This is a genomic window from Streptomyces sp. BBFR51 (assembly GCF_044591655.1).
Lineage (GTDB): Bacteria > Actinomycetota > Actinomycetes > Streptomycetales > Streptomycetaceae > Streptomyces.
In genome coordinates this window covers 5775282-5797520 of sequence record NZ_CP172448.1, presented here as the reverse complement: position 1 = coordinate 5797520, position 22239 = coordinate 5775282, and the positions used below count along the sequence as shown (strand labels likewise).

The following is a 22239-nucleotide window of genomic DNA, read 5'->3' as shown; positions in this document are numbered from 1 at the left end:
ATGCGAACCGGTTTGCGGGCGATCCCGGGATGTGGACGGGAACGGCGCGGAGCCCGCCCGACGCTCACGCTTGCGCGGTCGACTCGTTCTCCCCCGCGCGACCGCGGGCCCTCGGCAGGGAGACCCCGGACGCCGAGCCGGTCGCGGCAGCGGAAGCCGCCCCGACCCCACGGATCTTCCGCTCGGCCAACTGCCGTACGAGACCGATGAGCTCGGCGGGCTCGAACGGCTTCGAGAGGAACGCGTCGGCCCCCGCGGCGAACCCCGCGTCGACCTCGTACTGGGTGCACGCGCTGACGATCGCGATCGGAAGGTCCCGGGTACGCGGATCGGCACGCAGCCGGGCGGCGGTCCTGAGCCCGTCCAGCCGGGGCATGACCACGTCCAGCGTGACGACGTCGGGCCGCACCTGATGGACGACATCCAGACACTCGGCACCATCGCCCGCGGTCACGACCTCGAAGCCCTCCAGCTCGAGATTGACCCTGATCAGCTGCCGGATGACCTTGTTGTCGTCCACAACAAGAACCCGGCCAGACGCCCTAGGCACAACTCGAGAGTAGGTCCGGACCGGCCACCGCGTCCGGGTTTTCCCCACTTCCACCCCGTGCGGGGGACAACGCCCCGCGGCCACCCCCGCACAGGCGCCACGACCCGCGAAAACCCGTTCATGACCACCCCGGGCAAGCTGGTAGTGTTCTACCCGTCGCCGCGAGCAACATCACCGCGACGGACACGCCCCCGTAGCTCAGGGGATAGAGCAACGGCCTCCGGAGCCGTGTGCGCAGGTTCGAATCCTGCCGGGGGCACTCCGGATCAAGGCGCTGAACAGCGGAAACGCGGTTCAGCGCCTTTCTTGTGCATGCCAAGACGCACACGGTCGACTTGGCCATGAACACTCGACCCGAGAGGGCTTCGACCTGCGACTTTATGGCGCCAGGCGGACGAAATCCGAAATGTCCGATCCCGCAGAATCGCTTCGCGCGGGACATACGCGGGACGGAGAGTCGCAAGGCGGAGTCGTCGCCGAAGGACACCGATTGCGACCTGCATGTTTGCCGATGAGGACGGTCACAAGACAGACGGAGAGACGCGCCGTTTCATTTTCCCAGGCCAGTGAGCCGTTTCCAACCTGACGGGTGGTTGGACCGGCAGCCCCGGCGGCGGGCATGAAGAAAGCTCCTGGTAGACGGGTTCACGACCAAGATCACCAGTCCGCCAGGAGCTTTCGCGTGCTTGTCTACTCGTCCGGCGTCGATCTGTCCAGCCGCACCCTGCAACGCCTCTCCGGTCTTCTCGCAGGTCACCGCCGTCGGATCGGCTCCCGGTGGCGTCGTCTGACCTGCGGCCGACAGGCCCTGCTCGTCCTGGCCCACCTGCGCTGCGGCGACACATACGCACGCCTCGCCGCGGGCTTCCGCATCGGGGTCGCCACGGCTTACCGCTACATACACGAGGCCGTCGACCTCCTGGCCGCCCTCGCGCCCACGCTGGAACAGGCCATGACGACTGTCCGGAAGAAGGCATACGTGATCCTCGACGGCACCGTGCTGCCGATCGACTGCATCGCCGCTGACCGGCCGTACTACTCCGGGAAGAAGAAGCACCACGGGATGAACGTGCAGGTCCTCACCGACCCCGCCGGACGTCTGATCTGGGCCTCGGACGCACTGCCGGGAGCCACCCACGACCTGACCGCGGCGCGGGCCCTGCGATCCGTGTTCCGATCCGTGGCAAGAACCTGCGTGGTTGGCGCCGACGTCACAACGGGGACCACGCGAAGATCCGCAGTCTCGGTGAACGCACCATGGCGGTCCTCAAGTCCTGGCGGCTCCTGCGGAAGCTCCGCTGCAGCACCACCCGGATCACTGCCGTCGTGTCCGGGCCGTCGTCGCCCTCGAACTCGCCGCCTGATCAAGATGGAAAGGCTCACTCCCAGAGGGACGACTCCTCCAACCCGCCAAGGTTGACGCCGGCTACATCAGCCATCTGTCTTGCCCCTCCGAACATTGAGAAGCGCCTGTGACTCTCAGACAGAAATTTGATATGCCAGCTACCCGACCGGTCTCAGCACCCGCGCGAGCGCGTCGACGGTCACACCGACGATCGCCCGGAGTTGCTCCGGGCTCGACCCGGCCCTACCCATCACCGCGAGAGACTGGTTCACGGCCGCTACGTGTACGGCGAAGTCCTCGGCGTTTTCGTCGGACATTCCGCCGGCCTTCAGCGCGGTGCGCAGGCGCGGGCGCTGTAGGCCGAACAACTCTTTGACATGGTCTGCGACGCTCGGGCTCAGCGCCGGACTCGCCATGACCGACTGGGCCATCAGGCATCCGTCGGGCACGGCGGGGTCGGCGATGCGCCCCAGGGTGACATCGAAGAACGCACGGACGGCGGCGACGGGGTCTTCGGCCGCGCACGAGAGGGCGGCGTCGAACTTGTCGCCGTAGCGCGTGGCGTAGCGATCCAGGCAGCGAAGGAAGAGCGCGTCCTTGTCGCCGAGCGAGGAGTAGATCGAGCTGCGGTTCAGGCCGGTCGCCCGGGACAGGTCGTCGAGTGAGGTGTCGGCGTAGCCGGAGCGCCAGAACTGGATCATCGCGGCGTCGAGCACCGTGTCCATGTCGAACTGCTTCTTGCCTGCCATGCGGCCCATCCTCCCATCTTGGACTGACCAGTTCAAGACGTGCTAGCGTCGAATCACGGTCCACCCGCCTCGATGGAGGATTCCCATGACCAACCCCGTCCCCGCCCTGCCCCTGCATGACCTGGCCGGATTCACGCACCGCTGGGTCGACGCCGACGGCGTCCGCCTGCACGCCGTCGAAGGCGGTCGGCCGGACGGACCGGCCGTCGTCCTGCTCACCGGGTTCCCGCAGACGTGGTGGGCCTGGCGAAAGGTCATGCCTGCTCTCGCCGATCGGTTCCGGGTCATAGCGATCGACCGGCCGGGCCAAGGCAATTCCGAGCATCCGCAGCTCAGCTACGACACGCACACGGTCGCCGCGCACATCCAGGCCGCCGTGAACGCTCTCGGCGTGCGCGACTACGGGCTCGCCGGGCACGACATCGGCGCCTGGGTCGCCTTCTCCCTCGCCCTGAACTACGAGAGCCGACTGCACGGGGTCGCGCTGCTCGACGCCGGAATTCCCGGAATCACCATGCCGGAAGCGATCCCCCTCGACCCGACTCTGGCGTTCAAGACCTGGCACTTCGCGTTCCACGTGGTGCCCGATCTTCCCGAGACTCTGATAGCCGGCCGCGAGCGGGAGTACATCGGCTGGTTCCTGAAGACCAAGTCCCTCGCGCCCGACGCGTTCGAGGAAGCAGAGCTCGACCACTACGGCGCGGCCCTCGCCGTCGATGGCGGCCTGCGCGCCGGCCTCGCCTACTACCGAGACGCCGCCGAGTCCGCGCGCAAGAACCGCGCAGCACTCGAGCAACGGCGACTGACCGCGCCCGTCCTCGGAATCTCCAGCAGCCACGGCTCGATCCCGGATATGGCGGCCTCCATCAGCCCGTGGGCCGAGAACGTGACCGGCGTCATCGTGCCCGACGCCGGTCACTACATCCCCGAGGAGCAGCCCGAGGCCGTCGCCGCCGCCCTCACCGACTTCTTCAGCGGCCGTTAGTGCTCTAGCAGGAGGGCGATCCCCATTGCCGTCGGGGCCCGTCAGTTACGGGCCCGCCCCGCGCGCCTACGGACGTGCCGTGAACCGCCCGATCGCCCCGCTTGTGCAGCCAGCCCCGGGCGGCGAGCTTGGTCATCTTCGCCCCCAAAGGTTCCAGCTTGCCGTGTACCGAGGCGTCCAGCCCCAGCCGCTCGCCGACCGCCCTGACCTGCACCGGGCCGTCCACCTCTCGCACGATCGCAAGGATCTTGCGGTAGTCGCCGGGCAGCCCGCCCTCGTCGGCCGCGTCGCCGCGGTGCGGGATGAGCAGGACTGCCCGCCCGGCCACCTTCGCCGATGCCGGAGCGACAGCCCGGCATCGGCCCGGGCCTGCTCGGCCAGGCGGTTCAACACTCCGCTCCGCGATCGCCAGTTCGTGCCGCTCGGCCTGCCTCCTGGAGTTGCTTGCCCAATTCCTAGGCAAGAGCGTCTAGTTCGCTCCGGCGGGCGGTGATCCGCTGCCGCTCCTGCATCCCCCGCACCCTCCCGCGTTCTCACAGTGTGCCGACCTGCTGACGGATCGTAGGCGGGGCCGGTCGACCAGCCTGCGGTGCCCCAGCAGATCCGTGGACGATGGGGGTCCCCCCGCGCGAGCGGAGCCGAGAGCGGGGAAGGAGGCCGCCAGTGCCGCGAGCAGCCTCGGCCAGCGCGCCTCGGGCCCCTCGCCGCCCGCAACCCACTGGCGCAGCACCCGGTGGGCGGTGGGATCGTCCCACCGCCGCGCAGCGGGGACCAGCTGTGCGGCATCCATCGCGACCATCGCCTCCACGGTGGGGAAGCGCTCCGCCAGGTTCGACGGCGTCCACCGCTGCCCCTCCCTGTCACTCGTGGCGGACCCGTCTGTCTCCGGCGCCGACTCCCCGGTACGCGGTGGCCAGCCACCGCCGTACACCAGCAGCAGCGCCTCGCGAAGCACCGCAGCGCCCAGCGGGGTCAGCCCGTACGCGTCGCCGCGCCGCCACACCACATCGGCCGCCGCCAGCAGATCCAGGCGGGCCGGCCAGCCGCCGAGCCTCCGGCGCCAGCTCGGCGGCGTCCTGTTCGTCCAACGGGCCCAGCTGCAGCAGTCGTTCGAGTTCGGGCAGCGACGGCAGGCGGTACGCCTCCGCCGTGTACCCGGACTCCTCCGACTCCGTGGAGTCCCCGGGTCCGCGCACCAGAGCGGCGAGTGACGCCTCTGGCGGTACCACCCAGTCGGCCGCCACAGCCGCGTCTCGCGCCACCGACCGGGTCTCGCCCGCCGCGCATTGGAGTGCCACCAGATCGCCCAGGATCTCACCCTCGAAGTCTTCCCCAAGGTCCGGATCCGTGCCCAGTCGCGCGCACAGCTCCACCAGGGCGCGCACGGCGAGAGCCGCCAGTTCGCCCGCGTTCCGCTCACGCCATGCCTCCAGGGACGGCCCGGGCAGCGGCCTGCCTTCCTCGTCCAGGACGAGAAAACCGGTCGCGAGCGCGAAGTCGGCCCCCTCCGCGTTGGCGTCCGCGGGCGGGGACGCGGCGAGCTGCGCGGCGGGCGCGAGCAACCCGCTGCCGCACAGCACGGACACGAAGCCGTCCCGGTTTGTGGGTAGCGGGTGCGGCGGTGCGAAGGGTTCCTCCCCCCTCCCCGTTATGTTTTCCGCGGTCCTGCAAGAGGGCCGCTGGCCTCCGAGCCCGGCATGACTGTGTCCCCCTGTTGAACCGTATGACCTGGGGGGTGGTGTTCACCGGGCCCGAGAGGTGCCGTCGGAGACGCTGATGAGAGGTCCGGCCACCGTCCGGTCCGGTGCAATACCGGGCAGTTCACGGGCGGCAGGTCTGCATAACGTGGATGCGCGCGTACGACACCGATGCCCAGGCCAGCCGTGCCAAAGGAAGTGGAGAGCACGATGTTCGACACCGGCGACGTGGACGTCTTCCTCGGCCTGGACGTCGGCAAGACCGCCCATCACGGCCATGGACTGACCCCGGCCGGCAAGAAGGTCTTCGACAAGCCCCTGCCCAACAGCGAGCCGAAGCTGCGGGCCGTCTTCGACAAGCTGGCCGCGAAGTTCGGCACCGTCCTGCTGGTCGTGGACCAGCCCGCCTCTATCGGAGCCCTGCCGCTGACCGTCGCAAGAGACGCGGGCTGCAAGGTCGCCTACCTGCCGGGCCTGGCGATGCGGCGGATCGCCGACCTCTACCCGGGCGAGGCCAAGACCGACGCGAAGGACGCCGCGGTCATCGCGGACGCCGCCCGCACCATGCCCCACACCCTGCGGTCCCTGGAACTCACCGACGAGATCACCGCCGAGCTGACCGTCCTCGTCGGCTTCGACCAGGACCTCGCGGCCGAGGCCACCCGCACCTCCAACCGCATACGCGGTCTGCTCACCCAATTCCACCCCAGCCTGGAACGCGCCCTCGGCCCACGCCTGGACCACCAGGCCGTCACCTGGCTGCTGGAACGCTACGGCTCCCCCGCCGCACTGCGAAAAGCCGGACGCCGCAGGCTCGTTGACGGAATCCGGCCCAAGGCCCCGCGCATGGCCCAGCGGCTGATCGACGAGATCTTCGACGCGCTCGACGAGCAGACCGTCGTCGTTCCCGGCACCGGCACGCTCGACATCGTCGTCCCGTCGCTGGCCCGCTCGCTCGCGGCTGTTCACGAACAGCGCCGAGCTCTGGAAGCACAGATCGGGCAGCTGTTGGAGAAGCACCCTCTTTCCCAGGTCCTGATCTCGATGCCGGGGATCGCGATCAGGACCGCTGCCACCTTGCTGGTCACCGTCGGCGACGGCACCAGCTTCCCCACCGCCGCCCACCTGGCCTCCTACGCCGGCCTCGCACCCGCGACAAAGTCGTCGGGAACCTCGATCCACGGCGAACACGCACCACGAGGCGGCAACCGGCAGCTCAAACGCGCGATGTTCTTATCCGCGTTCGCCGCCCTGCACGATCCCGCCTCCCGGACCTACTACGACCGATGCCGAGCCAGAGGAAAGACCCACACGCAGGCTCTTCTCCGCCTCGCCCGACAGCGGATCAGCGTGCTGTTCGCGATGCTCCGAGACGGCACTTTCTACGAACACCGAACCCCACGCCTCGCTTGACGAAAGACATAGAGGCACCCCCCGCAGCATGTCGTACTGTTCGACCACCTTGCCCACCGCGGTAAACAGCGCCATATCGTCCGGCCGCGGACCCGGAGCGGGAAGCGCCGTCGGCAGTTCGGCCGGCTCGAGCGACCACCGGCGGGCCACGCGCAACCCGGCTTTCGTGACCGCCTCGGTCCACTCGTCCACTCCATCGGCATCCATCAGACGCGCCACCTGCTCTGAGTCCAGCAGGGTCCGGCACCCATGGCGCCTCATCCGACTCGGCCAGACACAGGGCGAGGCGCTGCCCCAGCACCACCGCGGCCACCGCCTGCCGCTCCATCGCCAGTCCGCGCCGGTAGGGGCCGAGCGCCCACGCCGCCGGGCCCGCGCGCAGGGAGCCCGCGTCCGACTCCGGGGTCTCCGTCGCGTCGGGCAGGGACAGCAGCCCGGCACGCTCCGCGTACGGCAACCGCGCCAGTTCCCCCAACTCGCCGCGCACCACCTGCGCGTCCCGAACGTCGACACCGCGCGACCGCAGCAGGCCGCCCCAGAAGCGAGGGAGCGTCAACTCGCGCGGGTCGCACATCACCCGCAGGTGCTCCTCGGCGCACTTGTCGATCGCCTCGCGCAACCGCGCGTGCCGCTTGGTGTTGAGCCGCCCGTCCGCTCTGGTGCGGTCCGCCAGCACGCGCAGTACCGCGAGTGCCGCGCCCTCCTCGCCCGGTGTGACGGACAGGAACACCGGCAGCGCCTCGAGCAGCACAGCCCGTACCAGGTCGGGGGTGGCCTCGGGCAGCCCGTCGCGTACCTTGGCGCCGCTCAGGGCTAGCAGGTACACGACCGCGTCCGCGGCCACTGGATCAAGACGTTCGCCATGCTCCGTGCCCCAGGAGAGAAGAGAGCAAAACGGCCAGACCGGATTCCGCTTCGTGTGTCACCCGAACACCGTACAGAGCCGGTCACGGTGCGGAGTCACTCCCGTCCGTCGCCGACTGATCACGGAACGCCATCAGGAGGCACGCGGCCGGACGGGCACGGCCGCCGATCGGGAAAACCATGTGAGCGGGTCACCCGCAGCGTGACACCGTGGGAGGAGGGTTAAGGTTCACCTGTACCGATACTGTGCAGGCATACCTGAACAAAAAAGGGAGAGCCGTGGCTGAACAGATCGACAAGCCGGGGCGACTGCTTGACCGTGAGCACGAGTGGGCCCTCCTGAACGATTTTCTCGCCGATCCATCCACCGAGCTGCGACTGGCCAGCGTCTCGGGGCGCCGGAGAAACGGGAAGTCGTTCCTGCTCGAGGCGCTCGCTGAAGCAGTGGGCGGGCTGTACCTGACCGCTGTACAGGAGGAAGGCCGGGTTCCCGCGCTGCACCGGTTCACCGAGACGATCGCCGCGCACGCGGGTGTGCGGCCCCGGGCGATGCGACTGGACGACTGGCGGGATGTGCTCACCGCCGCGCTGGACGTGGTGAACCGGGCCTCGGGGGCGCCGCTGATCGTCATCGACGAGCTGCCGTACCTGCTGCAGCACTCCCCGGAGATCCCCGGGTTCCTGCAACTGCTCTACGACCAGTCGCAGTCCGGCAAGGCGCCAGGCGGCCGGATCGTGCTGTGCGGCTCGGCGATGAGCGTGATGTCCGAGTTGCTGTCCGGGACCAAGCCGCTGCGCGGCCGAGCCGTTCTGGACCTGCGTCTGCCGGCCTTCGACTACCGCACGGCCCGCACCCACTGGGGGATCGCAGACCCGGCGGTGGCACTGCAGGTCGACTCCGTGCTGGGCGGCGCCCCCGGCTATCGGCCGCTGGCCGCCGGGCAACCCCCGCAGAGGGAGGCCGAGTTCGCGCCCTGGGTGGAACGCACCCTGCTGGACCCGGGACGGGCCCTGTACTCCCGGGTGGAGGCGGAGTACCTGCTGCGCGAGGACCCGCGGATCACCCACCGCACGCTGTACTACGACGTACTGTCCGCGGTCGCCCGGGGCGCCTCGACCCCGGCGAAGGTCGGCTCGATGCTGGAACGGTCCCGCTCCGCCATGGTCGCCCCGCTTGAGGTGCTCGAGTCCACCGGCTACGTCCGCAAGGAGCAGGACCTGCTCAAAGCGCGGCACCCGGCCATCAGCGTGGCGGACCCGGTGATCCGCTTCAACCAGCTGATCACCCTGCCCATGGTGGACCTGGTGGAACGACGGCGCGGTGCCCAGGTGTGGCAGTCGTCCCGGCCGACGTACCACTCGAAGATCCTCGGCCCGCATTTCGAGGAGACCGCGCGCGAGTGGGCCCGCTCCTTCGCCATCGACGAGACCGGGCTGTCGCTCGGCGCGGTGGGCACAGCGGAGATCGCCGACCCGACCGCCCGGACCAAGCACGAGGTCGACCTGCTCGCCATGGCCCCCGGCGAACGCCCTCAAAACCCGCGAGCCGCCATCACCCTGATCGGTGAGGCCAAGGCCACCGTCCAACCCCGAGGACTCCAGGACCTCGAGCGCCTCGAACACATCCGGACCCTCCTCGCCGACCAGGGGCACCGGCCCGATGACGCGACCCTCGCCCTGTTCTCCCTGCACGGTTTCCATCCCGATGCCATCGACGCCGCCAAACACCGCCGCGACGTCCTCCTGGTCGACATCAGCGCACTGTACGGCGAAGGCCCCATCCACGGCCTGACATGACATAAGCCGGGGTTGCGTGAGTCACGGGGGCGCCATGGGCCCAGCCCTGGTGGCCGACCGGGGCGGGATCGACGCTGACCGGCACGCGAAAGCGCGGCTGCCGCCCCAAATAGGACATTTCATTCCCGCGGGACATACGTGGGACAGCGGGGCTAACGTACCGTCAGGTACCCCGCTGACCTGCGAAAACTCTTGGGAAACGTCCGGCCTCCGGAGCCGTGTGCGCAGGTTCGAATCCTGCCGGGGGCACTTCGCAGGAAGTGCCCAAGACCCCGCCATCAGCGAGTTCGCTGAGAACGGGGTCTTCGCGTATGTGCGGGCGGATGCCGGTTCGGTCGGGCTCAAAGCAAGTGAAGCCGTCTCGCCCTTGTTTGGCTGGGTGTGACACGCCACTGATGGAGCAATTGGGGCTTGTGTGCGTTGGTTCGGCCAGGCTGTGGTCCGTTGGTGACGGTCGTGTCGGGGTCCAGGTGTGTACAGGTCGGGTGAGTTGACCTTTGCCTGACGTTGTCGGGGCGGGAGCTTGCTCGGCGGTGCAAGGTGTCGCGGAACACGGTGGTGAAGAATTGTGTCGTGCCCCATGCCGGCGAGACAGAAGAAGCCGCCGCCGCACAAAGGTCTGACAGTGTCGGCGAAGACCACCGTCGGCGACCCGGAGAGCCCGTCCCGGGTACGTGAGGGGCGTCCGCGGGTGGCGTTCGGTGACGACGACGCAGGCGAGGCGTACGTACCGGCCGAGGTCGGCAGGGCGATCTCCGAGGCCAACCTGACCACCCGTTACACCGCCGGGTCCGTATCGCCCCACAGTGGTCGCGAATCGGCTTACGTTCACGTACACGCTGATTCGGAACCGCAGCGATTCTCACCTGATCAGGGCTGCGGAGATCAGATCGCAACAGGCTGTGACCGACGGGCTCGGCGGCGGCTCAGTAAGGACACGGACAACTTGTGACCAAACCTAAGCGCAAGGTCGGCGCCCCGGATGTGGACCGGTCCGAAGGGTTCGGTGAACGGCTGCTCGGGCTGCTGCTTGACCGGGAACACGAGATGCCGCCCCACCTGATCGGCCCGCTCGTCGCTGAAGAGGTGGGCAGGATGGGGGGCCGCGAGGTCTCTCTCATGTTGCAGGACTACGAGCACATGGTTCTGGTGCCGGTACCGGGCAGGGGGCTGGTTCTCGGCGAGCCCGAGCCGGTCGACGGCTCCGCGGCGGGTGAGTCCTTCCTGCGTGCGAAGACCGTCGAGGAGCGGCAGGACGACGGTGTGCGGATGTACATGCCTCTGCTGGACGGCAGCGACCAGGTGGGGGTGATGGCGGTAACCCTGGACACGGTGGATGACGACGAACGGCGCCTGCTGCGGCGCCTCGCCTGCCTGGTCGCCGACATGATCGTCACCAAGGACTCCTTCACCGACCAGTTCTTCCTTGCCCGGCGTCGCGCCCCGATGAGCGTGGCCGCGGAAATCCAATGGTCGTTGCTGCCCCCGCTCACGATGACCACTCCCCTGGTCGCGGTCTCCGGCATCCTGGAGCCTGCCTACCGCATCGCGGGCGACAGCTTCGACTACGCACTCAACGGCGACATCCTGCATGCCGCCGTGATCGACGCGATGGGTCACGGTCTGGGCTCTGCCGGCATGGCGACCATGGCCGTCGGCGCCTACCGGCACGCCAGACGCGCCGGCACCGGCCTGTCCGAGATGTACACCTCCATGGACCGGACCGTCGCGGAGCAGTTCGGGGCCGAGGAGTTCGTCACGGCGCAGATGCTGCGCCTGGATGTGATGACGGGCAGGCTGCAATGGGTCAATGCAGGGCACCCGGCCCCCCTGCTCATCCGTGACCGCGAGGTCGTCCAGCGGCTGGTGGGACCAACCACCTTGCCGGTCGGTGTCGGCGGTCACGAGCCCCAGGTCAGCGAGATGACGCTGCAGCGCGGCGACCGGGTGTTGTGTTTCACGGACGGTCTCATCGAAGAGCATGAACGCGGAGGGGAACAGTTCGGCGAGGAACGACTCATCGACTGCATCAACCGCGTCGCACGCGTCGCAAGGTGCGAAGAAGGCGTGCGAGGAGTAGTGCGCTCCCTCTCACACACGCTGAAAAGGGAACGGGGCGGAAGCACCAGCGATGACGCGACCCTCTTCCTCATCGAATGGCGCGGAGGCACCGCCGACCACCTCGCCACCCTCTGAACAGCTCGTCCTTGATTGCCACCACACATGTCGGTCAAGGCGCAACGGTCTGCACGACCAACTTCGTCAAGCGCGGGAGCGGCAGACCCGAGGCGGGGCGAGCGCCGCGTGACCCCCTCGCCCGCGCCGACGGCCTACGCTCGTGGAGGTGATCCACCCACGGATCAATCGCCCGGCTCTGGAATGGACCCTGTCCCGCCCAGTCGTCGAACCAGTCACGGAGCACATCGCCCGTCACGCCGCCGCCCTCCTCGCCAGCGCCGGTCTGCGCCGGCGAGTCCGCCCGCGGGTGCGGCAGGTTCAGCGCACCAGGGGGAGGAAGATCGTGTCGACGATTTCTTCGAGGACATGGTCGGGTACGGGGGCGAAGGTCGTGAGGAACTCGTGGCGCAGCAGGTCGAAGGGGAGTGACTTGATGCGTTCGGTGAGGAGTTCCGGTTTGATCTCGCCGCGTTCGACGGCGCGGTCGAAGAGTACGTCGAGGGCCTCCTTGCGCCCTGTCGTGGTGGGATCGACCAGGTCGCCGGGGCCGGTTCCGGTCTCCTGGTAGTAGCTGGCCAGGTTCACGCTCATGACAGTGACGAGTTGGAGGCGGGTGGCGCTGATCTCCCGCATGAGGGTGAGGACGTCCTCCCGCAGGCATCCGGTGTCGGGCACGTCGTGGACGTGTTTGCGCAGGACGTGGGGGATGGTCGCCCGGACGAGTGCGTCGCGGTCGGACCATCGGCGGTAGAGGACCGTGGGGCTGGTGCCCGCGCGCTTGACGACGGCGTCCATGGTGAACCGGGCGTAGCCGTTGTCGGCGAGTTCTTCCCAGGCCGCGTCGAGCAGTGCCTTCTCCAGTGCCGCTCCGCGGCGTCGCTCGGCCATCCGAACCCCTCACACCGTTAGATAGACTTGCCTATCTAATTCTAGCGGCTTAGTCTGACCTCGATAAGATAGAGCTGTCTATCCTAAGGGGTGTTCATGAACGCCAAGGGCGCCGAGCCGCCATCCGTCGCCGCAGGTGCCGACCAGATCGACCCGGCCCTGCGACGCCTGACCTACACCTTGATCATCGGCGCACTCGCCGTCATCTTCGACACCACGATCATGAGCGTCGCCATCGACGGCCTCGCCGGGCAGCTCCACACGTCGCTCAGTACCACGCAGTGGGTGACCACCGCCTACCTGCTGGCCCTGTCCGCCACGATGCCGGCCGTCGGATGGGCTCAGTCGGTCCTGGGCGGCAAGCGCCTGTGGATCGCCGGCCTGGGCATGTTCTTCATCGGGTCGCTGCTGTGCGCCGGAGCGTGGAACGTCCAGAGCCTGATCGCCTTCCGGGTGGTCCAGGGCATCGGCGGCGGCACGATGATGGTGCTGATGTTCACCCTGGTCATGCAGGCGGCCAAGGGCCGCAACATCGGCAGGGTCATGTCCCTGATCACCGTGCCCACCGCCCTGGGTCCCATCGTCGGCCCGGTCATCGGCGGTGCCCTTCTGCACCTGGGCGACTGGCGCTGGATCTTCCTCTTCAACGTGCCCTTCTGCGTCGTCGGCGGCTACCTCGCCCTGCGCAACCTTCCCGTTGACGGGCCCCGGCCCGGCACCCGCCCCCGCCTGGACACCGTGGGCATGCTGCTGCTCTCACCCGGCATCGCCGCCGTCGTCTACGGCCTGATACAGCTCTCCGGATCCGAGGGCCCGGCCGGACTCAGGGTGGCCCTGCCGCTGATCGCCGGGGTGGCTCTGCTCGCCGGATACACCTTGTGGGCGCTGCGGCGCGGACCGGACGCCCTGCTCGACATCCGGCTGCTGCGCCACCGCGCCCTGGCCTCGTCCTCGGCGCTGGTGTTCCTGACCGGCGCCGCCCTGTACGGGACCATGCTCCTGCTGCCGCTGTACTGGCAGCAGGTACGCGGCGAATCCGCCCTGGGCGCCGCGCTGCTGCTCATCCCGACGGGCGTGGGCGCCCTCCTCTCCCGTTCGCTGGCCGGCCGGTACATGGACCGCTTCGGCTCGCGCCCCGTCGCCGTCGCCGCCTTCGCCCTCACCTTCGCGGCCACCGTGCCGTTCGGCTTCGTCGGCGCCTCCACGAGCAACATCGCGCTGATGGCCGTGCTGTTCGTGCGGGGACTCGGGCTGGGAGGGGCCATGATCGCGATCATGGGCGCTGCCTTCGTCGGGCTGGAACCCGAGGAGATCCCGGCCGCCTCCAGCATCAGCCGAGTCGCCCAGCAGGTCGGCGGTTCCGTGGGCATCGCGGTCCTGGTCATGATCCTGGAACGTGCCACGGCCGGCGCCCATACGCCCGCCGCCCTGGCCTCCGGGTTCGGTGAAGCCTTCTGGTGGTCCACCGCGTTCACCGCCGCGGCCGTTCCGCTGTGCCTCCTGCTGCCGGGCCGAACCGGCCCGGAAGTGGTGGTCCAGGACACCGTGCCTGCCGGAGAACCCACCGAAGCCTAACGATCGGGGTGTCCCGGGTCGGAGTGGTGGGGGCGACAGTCTTTCCGGCCCTTGGGTCGCGCGGCCGCGCGTCGTGCTGACTGAGCCGCCTGCCGCGCCCCGTCAGGCCGACTGGTCCGCGCGGTCGCGCAGCGCCTGTTCGACGGCCTCCTGTACGCGGGCGTCCTCGCGGGACCTGCGGCGGGCCCGGGTTCGGCGGCGCAGCAGGACGGTGACCACGGCTGCGGTGACGGCGAGGACGACCAGGAGGACGAGGGGCCAGGGGACCGCCCAGCCGGTGGTGGTGGCGTGGACCGGCTTCAGGGAGGTCGCGGAGCCGGCGGCGTCGGTGATGACGGGGGTGACGGTCGCCTCGGCGGTGAGACGGAAGGCCGGGGTGACGTCGTGCACCGGTATCCGCACCTTCCACTTCTCGCCGGGGAGCAGCTCCGGCGGGGCCGGGATCTTTCCGGCGTCGGTGCTCAGGATGCCGAAGGGGCCGGTGAGGGTGACGTTCTGGGCGCCGGAGAGGAGCGCGTTGCCGGTGTTGTGGAGGGTGTAGGTGACGGTGGCGTCGCCCTGGCCGAAGGGGTGGGCGGTGCCGTGGTAGTCGACGTGCAGGTCCTCGACGGCGAGCGTGGGCTTCAGGGCGCCGCTGACGCGCAGCTTGACGCGGATGCCGAGGCGGCGGTCGACGGCGATGCCCTCGGTGTCGTCGGACTGTCGCAGGGAGGTGAGGATGCCGCCGACGTAGTCGCCCGGGGTGGCGTTGTCGGGGACCTTGACGGTGAAGGGGATCTCGGCGGCCTTGCCGGGGGCGACCTTGACCGTGTCGCGGCCGGCCCGCAGCCAGGTGCCGACGCCGGTGGACTTCTCGCCCCGGGTGAGCAGGTCGAGTTGGCCCTTCTCGGTGGTGTAGCCGTCGGCGGCGTAGACCGCGAGGGTGAGGTCGGTCTTGCCGCGGTTCGCGACGACCATGGCGTCCTCGACCTCGCCGCCGGGATTGACGCCGTAGCTGAAGCTGGAGCGGTCCTCGCCGTAGGAGTTGGAGGCCGTCCGCACGGTCCAGGTGACGTCGCCGTCGGCCGCCCGGGCGGGGGCGGTGGTGAGACCGGTGAAGGCCAAGGCCGTCAGGAGAGCCGCCGGCAGAGCCGTGGCCAGGGTGCGCAGGAGGGGCAGGGCGGGACGGCGGCGGTGGGGTGCGGAGGTGTGCATCTCGGGGTTCTCCTGGAGGGGGCGGGGGCGGCTTCGGCCGGTCGGCCGGGTCCGCCCCCGCCGGGAAACGAGTCGATCAGCTGCTCAGCGCGGTGATCGTGAGGGTCGCGCGGTAACCGCCCTTGCCGACGGTGTCCGGGATCTTGAGGTCCAGGCCTGCGCCCAGCTTGGCCTTGCCGCGGGCGTGGCCCTGCTCCGCGGAGCCCAGGCCGCGGGAGACGGACAGGCCCTTGCCCCGGTCGTCGTAGCCGGAGGCGACGGAGGTGCCCGCCTTGGCGCCGGCGCCCGGGTCGAGGACGTACGGCGACCAGCCCAGGTAGGAGCCGGAGAACGTCTTCTGGGCGTCCTTGAAGTCGCTCACGTCGGCCGACACCGACCACGGGGAGAGCGAGCGGCGGGTGTCGGAGACGACGATCGGGTTGATCTTGCCGGTGGCGGTGAAGTGGTCGCCGCCGACCTCCTTGGCGGTGCCCAGGTCGACCAGGCCGTTGTAGCCGTCGATGGTCCAGCCGAACTCGCCCGGCGCCGCGTCGGGCACGTTGACCTGGAGCTGCTGGCCGTCACCGTGGTACGGGTGGATGCTCACCTTGTCGACGACGGAGCCGACCGGCTGGTCCTCGCTGGTGTTGTCGCACCAGTTGCCGTGCTCGACCGAGGCGTTGGGCGCCGCGCACGTGCCGCTGCGGAGGTTCTCCACGACGAGCCTGTCGTCGCGCACCTGGACCTTCATGTAGGAGCGGACGTGCTCCTGGTTCTGCACCGAGTTGTACCAGTAGCGGTCCGGGTCGTTCGGGTCCGCGCCGTTGCCGGCTCCGCTGGTGCCGCTGTCGTCGGGCTTCGTGATGTCGTAGTACTTCGAGCCCGAGGCGGAGTTGGCGGTGACGTAGAGGACGCCGCCGGGGCCCGGGTAGATGTCGCCCTGGCCGGGCTTCTCGTCCGGGTTCGCCTTCTCGCCGTTCTTGATCTCGTAGCTGCGCGAGTAGCTGTGGTCGTGGCCCTGGAGGACCAGGTCGACGCCCAGCTTCGAGAAGGTGGTGGGCAGGTCCGCGCGGCGCGCCTTGTTGTCCTTGTCCTTGGCGTGCGCGGCGGGCGAGTAGATCGAGTGGTGGAAGACGAGGACCTTCCACTTGGCCTCGTCGCCGTGCTGGTTGACGACGTCGGTGACGTACTTGGCGTGCGCCTCGTCTCCGCCGCCGCCCTGGGATCCCGCGTAGCTGTTGCTGTTGATGTCGATGAACAGCACATCCTTGTAGATGTACCAGTAGTTGCCGCCGGAGGTGTTGGAGTCCGGGTCGCCGTTGGCGTAGTACGCGCCGGACCGGTCCGTGTTCGGCATGGCGAAGTGCTGCTCGTAGGCCTTGCTGCCGACGTCGTGGTTGCCGATGGTGGCGGCGACCGGGTACTGGCGCAGCTGGTCGGGGGCGAGGAAGCCGTCCCACTGCGTCTCGTTGCCGGCGCTCTCGACCTGGTCACCGGCGGAGACCAGGAGTTCGGCGTCCGGGTTCGCCTGGTAGGCGACGTCGAGGGTGTCCTTCCAGCCGGCCGTGTCCTTGGCCACGTCGCCGGAGGAGCCGATCTGCGGGTCGCCGAAGAAGAGGAAGTCGTACTCGCCCTCGAAGTCCTGCGTCTTGAAGGAGTACGTGGACGACCAGTTGCCCTCGCCGCCGACCCGGTAGGAGTACGCGGTGTTCTCCTTCAGGCCGGTGATGGTGGCGCTGCGGTTGTGGCCGCCGTTCACCGTGTTGGCGGCGCCCAGCGCGTCGAAGGTGGCCGCGTCGGCGGGGAAGGCGCCGCCGGTGAGCCGGGCGGTGGGGGCCACCTGGATCTTCTGGGCGGTGTCGGCGGAGGAGTACCAGCTGACGGTGCGCTGGGTCTCGTTGGCGCCGACGCCGAGGACGATGCCGGTCAGGGTGGCGGAGTCGGCCGCGGCCACGGGCGTGGCGAGTGCGCCCCCCAGGGACACGGTCAGTCCGAGGACGGCCGCGGTGGCGCCGGTGGCCATGCGGCGACGCACGGACCTGTCGGCCCGTGCGGAGGATATGGATCTCATGGAGTGTCGTTTCTTCCGTCTTCCGGTGCATCCGTTGCACTTGTGTGCGTGCTGTGGAGATCGTCAAGCTCTCCGGGGCAGGTGAAGACGGGGCGAACGCGACCTGGGATACGGCTGAACTTCGGGGCTCCACCCGGCCGCCGGCGTGGCTGCACGGCCTCCGGTGAACCGCAAGGGAGCGGGCGGCGAACCGTGTACGAACATGTGATCGTTCAGGGGCTCGGCGTTGGAGAAGTGCGTGCGCGTCGGCGCAGGATGAGGAGCGCCGGGGACACGGATCCCCCGCATCACCTTCACCGCACTCCCGGAGGGACGATCCCTTGCGCCGCCCCCACCTGGCCGCCGCGGCCCTGACCGTGGCCGCCGCCGCTCTGCTCACCGGATGCGGCTCGGGTGACGACGGGTCACCGTCGCGCCCGGCCCCGTCCGCCGTGGGCCGGCTGGGGGCGGGGTTCATCGACCCGGCGTCGACCCCCGCGCCGGAGTCGACCATCACCCCGCGGCCGGGTTCCTGGGCCGGCGTACGGCCCTCGGCCGGCTACCGCGTGGCCCTGGTCACGAGGGGCGACGACCGGCCGACCCGGACGCTGGTGAACGCGGTCCAGGAGTGGGCCGGGGAGCAGGACGTCGACCTGGAGACCGTGACCGCGGCCGACGCCTCCGACCTCGTCCCCGCCGTCTCCCGGGCGATGGACCTGGACCCCGATCTGATCATCAGCGCGGGCGAGGACCTCGTCGACCCGCTCGTCACGGTCACCCCGAACCATCTCGACCAGCAGTTCCTGGTCGTCGGCGCGGAACTGGCCGAACCGACGGAGAACGTCACGGCGGTCGACTGGACGGGCGCGTCGTTCCGCGGCGAGGGCCTCGGCACGGCCTCGACGTACGACGCCGCGTCCTTCACCCCGGCTCGCTGCGCGGCGGCGGTACGGGCGGGCACGGCGGCGGTGCTGTCGGGACGGACGGGGATCGTGGTGTGGTTGGACGACTTCTGAGGGGAGTCGCGAAGGGCGCCGTGACCGGTGCCGAAGGACGGGTGCCGGTGCGCCACTTACCGCGGTGCCGCTCCGGCGGCAGAACGCGATGCCGTCCCGGCGGCAGAGCGCCGGGACGGCATCGTGAAGGGTCCGTCACGCGTGGAGCGGTCGGGGCACGCGTGGAGCGGTCCGTCACGCGTGGGGTGGTCGGGGCGACTGTCGTGACGACGCCGCTACTGGCGGCTGTCGCGGCGTGCGAAGGTCGTGGCCCGGGCGCGGCGGTCGGGGGCGAAGGCGTCGGTGGCACCGGCGCCCTTGCCCGGGTCGGCGTTCCAGCCCCGGATCGTGCGGGCCACCCGCTTCGTCTTGGGGTGAGTCGGTGGGAGGGCGATCGCGAAGTGCGACTCCTTCGGTGTGGGGAGGTCTCCGCCCCACGCGACCGTGCCGTCCAGCTCGGCCAGGATGTCCCGGATCACCACCAGCTCCGCCGGATACAGGCCGCCGCCGACCCCCAACGGGTAGGCGCGCGGCCGGATGTTCATCGCCGTGCCGGAGAGGTGGTTCGACTCGAAGGGGTGGCTGACGAGCCTGGAGGTGCCGTGGCCCTGGAGGTCACCGGCGCGCAGGGCGTCGATCTCGTAGTGGAATCGGCGTGCCACGTGCAGCAGGAGTACGGACGGGTCACCGGGGGCGAGGCGCACCGTCACGCCGCTGCCCTCGACGAGGTACTCCTCCGTGTCGGCCTCGGCCAGCACCTTCCAGCCGTTCGCGCTGGTGCCCTCGCGCCATTCCGGCTCGGCTCGGGGCGCGGCGGCGGCCGGTGGGGCGGCGGCGGTCGATCCCAGCGTCACCGCGGCCAGGGCACCGGCTCCGCCGCCCATCAGGCCGCGGCGGGACATTCCACGTACGGTCACGCCCGTCTCCCTCTCCCGGGTGAATACATGCGCATCTCAGGACTCCCCGTTCACTCGGCTCTGCAGGACGTCGAGGAAACCCAGCCAGAACCGCTCCAGCTCGGAATAGGGGAGCGTCGCGGGCAGGGCGAGTGTCCCCCGTAGCAGCAGCAGTCCGGTCCGGGCGACATTGACGGGAGCCTCCTCGGACGTCAGGACGTTCGAGGCCGCGAATCCGGCGTCGGCCTCGTCGCCGGAGAAGCGCGAGTCCCAGAACGAGGTGAATCTGCGTGCCCCGCCGCCGTTCTCGTAGTGTCCCCTGATGGCGGTGACGATGTCCTGGCCCGACCGGCAGGCCTGCGCGATGAGGTATCCGTCCACGTCCTCGATGAAGTCGGAGTGGCCGAAGGTGGTTTGGGCGTCGGGGTTCGCCATGTTGTCGTTGACGAAGTCCCGGCCGTCCGGATAGGCGTCAAGGGCGTCCCGCCAGTCCGCGTAGAGGGTGATGAGGTCGCCGCCCCAGCCCGCGATGTCACCACCGTTCACGCTCCGCCGGTTCTGCGCGGGCGGGTGGACGAAGACTCCGTTCGCCGTCGCCAGCAGATGCTCGGCACCCAGGTGTGCCCCGGTGAACGGGTCGACGAACTGCTTCGGCACCGTCATGCCGCGCGCCTCGGCGTAGGCCACGAAGTCCTTGTCGAGGTTCCCGATGAGGTACACCCAGTCCGGGCCCCCGTACGCGTCGTGCCGCACGAACTCCATGACCAGCTGGTCGGGATCGCCCTTGCCGTACTGCACGGCGAGGCCGTACAGATCCTCGATGGCGGCGATGAATCCGTCGTACTGCTCGGCGGGCTGGTTGACGGCCGCGGACGCCCTGTCCCGGCCGGAGACGGCGTCCCGGTCCAGGTCGAAGGAGTCCGACCCGTTCGTGACCGCGATCTCCTGGATCTGGTTGAACGACCAGTTCGCCGGCAGTGGGTATCCCAGGTTTCCGGAGAAGCCCCACGACATGCCCGAGACGAAGGAGTACTTCGCGCCCGCCTTCTCGGTGACGTTGGCGCACACGTTGCGCGACCCGTACACCCCGTGCCGGTATCGCCCTCCCCGCTGTTCCAGGGCGGTGGCCACGCCCTGGAAGTACGGAACGATGGCGGAGTTGATCTCCGCCTGCGTGGCGTCGTAGTCCACGGCGAAATAGATCACCGTGCCCCAGTTGAAGCCGTACTCGCGTGCGAGGTCGTGCGCCAGGGCTCCGTGCGCGTATCCCTGCGCGGTGGTGAAGTCGCCCAGCGTCCGGGCGTTCGCCTGGAAGATCGGGAAGACCTTCAGGCCGGCGGCGAAGATGGTGTCCAGCTCGCCCGGCTTGATCTCCTTGTCCAGGGTCGAGCCCGGGGGGTCGTACAGGTAGCGGCCGACCACCTCGTAGTTCCGGTCGGTCAGCCACCGGGCGCGGGCCGGTGTGATCTCGAACCGGGTGTCCGAGCCGGTCACGGGGCGGGAGGAGTCCCCCATGGAGACCAGCAGCTGGCACCACGTGCGGTAGTCGCCCTCGCCTCGCTCCAGGAGGGAGAAGTCCTGGAATTCCCTCACCCACGAGGCGAGTTCGGCGTCGAACGTGGCGGTGAAGTGGGCGGTCGCACCGCCCGGGAGAGGCGAGTTGAACACACACGCGGCGGAGAACAGCTGGGTGATGACTCCGCTGTCTCCCTGCCCCACGGGATGGCTTCGCAGGCCGGCCTGCGTTCCCTCCCCGAAGTTGCCGTTGGGAACCGGCACCCCTATCTCGTACTGAAGGGCGATCATGAGTGCCTTCTGCACGTCCCGTGAGTAGTGCCCGTCACAGGGTCCTATGGAGTACGCGGTCTTCTGCCAGTAGTGGCCGTTGAGCCACTGCTGGACCTGTCGCACGGCGTCGGAACCGTCGCCGATCCGGACGTAGGAGTCCAGGTTGAGGATGCACTTGAAGATGCGCGCCTGGACCGTGGTGTCGGCCGGAAGCCCCATCTGGGACTTCATCTCGTCGATGGCGTCGCCGGTGACGGGCTCGATCTCGCCGGTGTCGTAGTAGCCGCCCCAGTATCCCTTGCAGAACAGGGCGTGTTTGAGGATGCGCGCGATGTTGGCGTTCTCCGCCCAGGACACGTGCAGGGGGCCGAGGGCCTCCAGTCGGGCCAGGGTGGTCGGGCCGAAGGACGCGACGACCGGGCTGATGCCCAGTTCGTGCTGGAGCCCCATGGTCAGGGCGTGCATGGTTCCCCAGCCGGTGATGCCGTCCTCGACACACCGCACGTACCCGGCGACGCCGGAGTACGTCGCGTTGGCCCATCGCTGGGCCGCGAGTACCTTTTCGTCGGCCATGCCGGTCAGCCGCCCGGAACGAAGCAGGTCGCGTTGGTCCCGTAGGTGGCCGTCTCCCACAGGTTCGAGCCCACACCCGCCTCGGGGTTCTCGAAGCGGTAACTGCCGCTGGAGGCACGGGTGAAGGTGATGGTGCGCACCTTGCCGACATAGCTGACCCTGCCGGTGCTTCCCCGGAGGTGGTTGTCCGCGATGCTGAAGGTGTCGCCGCCCACGGCGCCGTCCGCGGCCAGGCCCCATCTCGACTGCAACTTCTTCGTCGCGTAGGTGGTGTTGGGGCCGAAGTCGCAGTCGATGTCGGCGTAGTCGTAGGCCGAGCCGTTCTGCTCCGTGGCGCCCTCCGCCCACAGGACGTACTGCCACAGCCCGACGGCGTTGGATATCTGGTACCTGCTGCCCTCCCAGAGAGGCCCCTCGTCCCCCCAGTCGTCGGTGATGGTGCCGCTGCCGAAGACGACTCCCTGCGACACGTTGGCCGATGCCGGGCTCGTACTCAGGGCCGTCGCCCCCACGACGACGCACGCGCCGAGCGCGACCAGGCTCGTTCTGACAGACATGTGTGCCCCCGGTTCCTTCGGAGAGGGAGGCGGCGGGATGGCGCGCCTCGTCCTTGCCTCCGTACGACGCGCACAGTAGCCCGGCGCGGTCGCCGGGTGTGCCGGTCGTTCAACCCACAAGGATCATCTTTCAACTACCCTTGTGGCGTGCGGCATTGGGGATGTG

The 22239-nt window shown here is 69.4% G+C and carries 17 protein-coding genes, 1 tRNA gene and 2 pseudogenes; 9 read left to right on the top strand and 11 right to left on the bottom strand.

The genetic code is table 11. The annotated features are described in order from the left end of the window. Positions 1–64: 64 nt before the first annotated feature. Positions 65–550, bottom strand: a complete 486-nt coding sequence (locus tag ACGH7X_RS26650) for a response regulator (RefSeq protein WP_399888939.1) — start codon at positions 548–550, stop codon at positions 65–67. A gap of 187 nt (positions 551–737) precedes the next feature. Between ACGH7X_RS26650 and ACGH7X_RS26645 the strand changes: the two genes are divergently transcribed. Then, positions 738–809 (top strand) — tRNA-Arg (locus tag ACGH7X_RS26645). A 423-nt stretch (positions 810–1232) separates the two neighbouring features. Next, a pseudogene (locus ACGH7X_RS26640) lies at positions 1233–1879 on the top strand (transposase family protein); the annotation flags it as partial. 174 nt (positions 1880–2053) lie between these two features. On the opposite strand, the gene ACGH7X_RS26635 reads toward ACGH7X_RS26640, so the two are convergent. Next, complete coding sequence (locus tag ACGH7X_RS26635) at positions 2054–2644, bottom strand: TetR/AcrR family transcriptional regulator (RefSeq protein ID WP_399888936.1); 591 nt, start codon at positions 2642–2644, stop codon at positions 2054–2056. Positions 2645–2729: 85 nt separating this feature from the next. On the opposite strand from ACGH7X_RS26635, the gene ACGH7X_RS26630 reads away from it, so the two are divergent. Then, positions 2730–3629 carry an alpha/beta fold hydrolase gene (locus ACGH7X_RS26630; protein WP_399888933.1) on the top strand — a complete coding sequence of 300 codons (900 nt, stop codon included), beginning with the start codon at positions 2730–2732 and terminating at the stop codon, positions 3627–3629. 4 nt (positions 3630–3633) lie between these two features. On the opposite strand, the gene ACGH7X_RS26625 is transcribed toward ACGH7X_RS26630, so the two are convergent. Continuing rightward, positions 3634–3957, bottom strand: a complete 324-nt coding sequence (locus ACGH7X_RS26625; protein ID WP_399888930.1) for a hypothetical protein — start codon at positions 3955–3957, stop codon at positions 3634–3636. Between the two features lie 532 nt (positions 3958–4489). Then, positions 4490–5215, bottom strand: coding sequence for a hypothetical protein (locus ACGH7X_RS26620; RefSeq protein ID WP_399888927.1), 726 nt, complete (start codon positions 5213–5215; stop codon positions 4490–4492). A 321-nt stretch (positions 5216–5536) separates the two neighbouring features. Here ACGH7X_RS26620 and ACGH7X_RS26615 point away from each other — a divergent pair, with 321 nt between their 5' ends. Next, on the top strand, positions 5537–6739 hold the full coding sequence (locus ACGH7X_RS26615) for an IS110 family transposase (protein WP_399882081.1): 1203 nt from the start codon (positions 5537–5539) through the stop codon (positions 6737–6739). Here the strand turns inward: ACGH7X_RS26615 and ACGH7X_RS26610 are convergent. Further along, positions 6672–7565: a hypothetical protein gene (locus ACGH7X_RS26610; RefSeq protein ID WP_399888924.1), complete on the bottom strand. Its 894-nt coding sequence runs from the start codon at positions 7563–7565 to the stop codon at positions 6672–6674. The two genes, ACGH7X_RS26615 and ACGH7X_RS26610, sit on opposite strands and share 68 nt — an antisense overlap. Positions 7566–7882: 317 nt before the next feature. Here ACGH7X_RS26610 and ACGH7X_RS26605 point away from each other — a divergent pair, with 317 nt between their 5' ends. The 3 genes and pseudogenes from ACGH7X_RS26605 to ACGH7X_RS26595 all read left to right on the top strand — a co-directional run. Beyond that, on the top strand, positions 7883–9400 hold the full coding sequence (locus ACGH7X_RS26605; RefSeq protein WP_399888921.1) for an ATP-binding protein: 1518 nt from the start codon (positions 7883–7885) through the stop codon (positions 9398–9400). A gap of 948 nt (positions 9401–10348) precedes the next feature. Further along, positions 10349–11596 carry a PP2C family protein-serine/threonine phosphatase gene (locus tag ACGH7X_RS26600; RefSeq protein ID WP_399888918.1) on the top strand — a complete coding sequence of 416 codons (1248 nt, stop codon included), beginning with the start codon at positions 10349–10351 and terminating at the stop codon, positions 11594–11596. A gap of 136 nt (positions 11597–11732) precedes the next feature. Continuing rightward, positions 11733–11864 (top strand): annotated as a pseudogene (locus tag ACGH7X_RS26595) (DNA-binding protein); the annotation flags it as partial. Positions 11865–11896: 32 nt separating this feature from the next. Here the strand turns inward: ACGH7X_RS26595 and ACGH7X_RS26590 are convergent. After that, complete coding sequence (locus ACGH7X_RS26590; RefSeq protein ID WP_399888915.1) at positions 11897–12466, bottom strand: TetR/AcrR family transcriptional regulator; 570 nt, start codon at positions 12464–12466, stop codon at positions 11897–11899. 96 nt (positions 12467–12562) lie between these two features. Between ACGH7X_RS26590 and ACGH7X_RS26585 the strand changes: the two genes are divergently transcribed. Further along, entirely contained in the window at positions 12563–14041 is a 1479-nt protein-coding gene (locus ACGH7X_RS26585; RefSeq protein ID WP_399888912.1) for an MDR family MFS transporter, read from the top strand. Between the two features lie 102 nt (positions 14042–14143). Here ACGH7X_RS26585 and ACGH7X_RS26580 read toward each other — a convergent pair whose 3' ends face one another. Next, on the bottom strand, positions 14144–15235 hold the full coding sequence (locus ACGH7X_RS26580) for a WxL protein peptidoglycan domain-containing protein (protein WP_399888909.1): 1092 nt from the start codon (positions 15233–15235) through the stop codon (positions 14144–14146). 76 nt (positions 15236–15311) lie between these two features. Next, positions 15312–17285, bottom strand: a complete 1974-nt coding sequence (locus tag ACGH7X_RS26575; RefSeq protein ID WP_399888906.1) for a fibronectin type III domain-containing protein — start codon at positions 17283–17285, stop codon at positions 15312–15314. A 320-nt stretch (positions 17286–17605) separates the two neighbouring features. Here ACGH7X_RS26575 and ACGH7X_RS26570 point away from each other — a divergent pair, with 320 nt between their 5' ends. Then, a complete protein-coding gene (locus ACGH7X_RS26570) occupies positions 17606–18280 on the top strand; it encodes a hypothetical protein (protein WP_399888903.1) in 675 nt (224 codons plus the stop codon). 215 nt (positions 18281–18495) lie between these two features. Here ACGH7X_RS26570 and ACGH7X_RS26565 read toward each other — a convergent pair whose 3' ends face one another. From ACGH7X_RS26565 to ACGH7X_RS26555, 3 genes are read right to left on the bottom strand one after another with little or no spacing between them, the layout of a single operon-like run. After that, on the bottom strand, positions 18496–19176 hold the full coding sequence (locus ACGH7X_RS26565) for a hypothetical protein (protein WP_399888900.1): 681 nt from the start codon (positions 19174–19176) through the stop codon (positions 18496–18498). A 36-nt stretch (positions 19177–19212) separates the two neighbouring features. Then, complete coding sequence (locus ACGH7X_RS26560; protein WP_399888897.1) at positions 19213–21516, bottom strand: glycoside hydrolase domain-containing protein; 2304 nt, start codon at positions 21514–21516, stop codon at positions 19213–19215. 5 nt (positions 21517–21521) lie between these two features. Beyond that, positions 21522–22073: a peptidoglycan-binding protein gene (locus tag ACGH7X_RS26555; RefSeq protein ID WP_399888894.1), complete on the bottom strand. Its 552-nt coding sequence runs from the start codon at positions 22071–22073 to the stop codon at positions 21522–21524. Between the last annotated feature and the right edge of the window lie 166 nt (positions 22074–22239).

Coding starts and splice junctions, on each gene's coding strand:
- ACGH7X_RS26630 (WP_399888933.1), top strand. CDS start 2,730: ATGACCAACCCCGTCCCCGCCCTGCCCCTGCATGACCTGGCCGGATTC.
- ACGH7X_RS26575 (WP_399888906.1), bottom strand. CDS start 17,285: ATGAGATCCATATCCTCCGCACGGGCCGACAGGTCCGTGCGTCGCCGC.
- ACGH7X_RS26560 (WP_399888897.1), bottom strand. CDS start 21,516: ATGGCCGACGAAAAGGTACTCGCGGCCCAGCGATGGGCCAACGCGACG.
- ACGH7X_RS26585 (WP_399888912.1), top strand. CDS start 12,563: ATGAACGCCAAGGGCGCCGAGCCGCCATCCGTCGCCGCAGGTGCCGAC.
- ACGH7X_RS26580 (WP_399888909.1), bottom strand. CDS start 15,235: ATGCACACCTCCGCACCCCACCGCCGCCGTCCCGCCCTGCCCCTCCTG.
- ACGH7X_RS26615 (WP_399882081.1), top strand. CDS start 5,537: ATGTTCGACACCGGCGACGTGGACGTCTTCCTCGGCCTGGACGTCGGC.
- ACGH7X_RS26635 (WP_399888936.1), bottom strand. CDS start 2,644: ATGGCAGGCAAGAAGCAGTTCGACATGGACACGGTGCTCGACGCCGCG.
- ACGH7X_RS26555 (WP_399888894.1), bottom strand. CDS start 22,073: ATGTCTGTCAGAACGAGCCTGGTCGCGCTCGGCGCGTGCGTCGTCGTG.
- ACGH7X_RS26590 (WP_399888915.1), bottom strand. CDS start 12,466: ATGGCCGAGCGACGCCGCGGAGCGGCACTGGAGAAGGCACTGCTCGAC.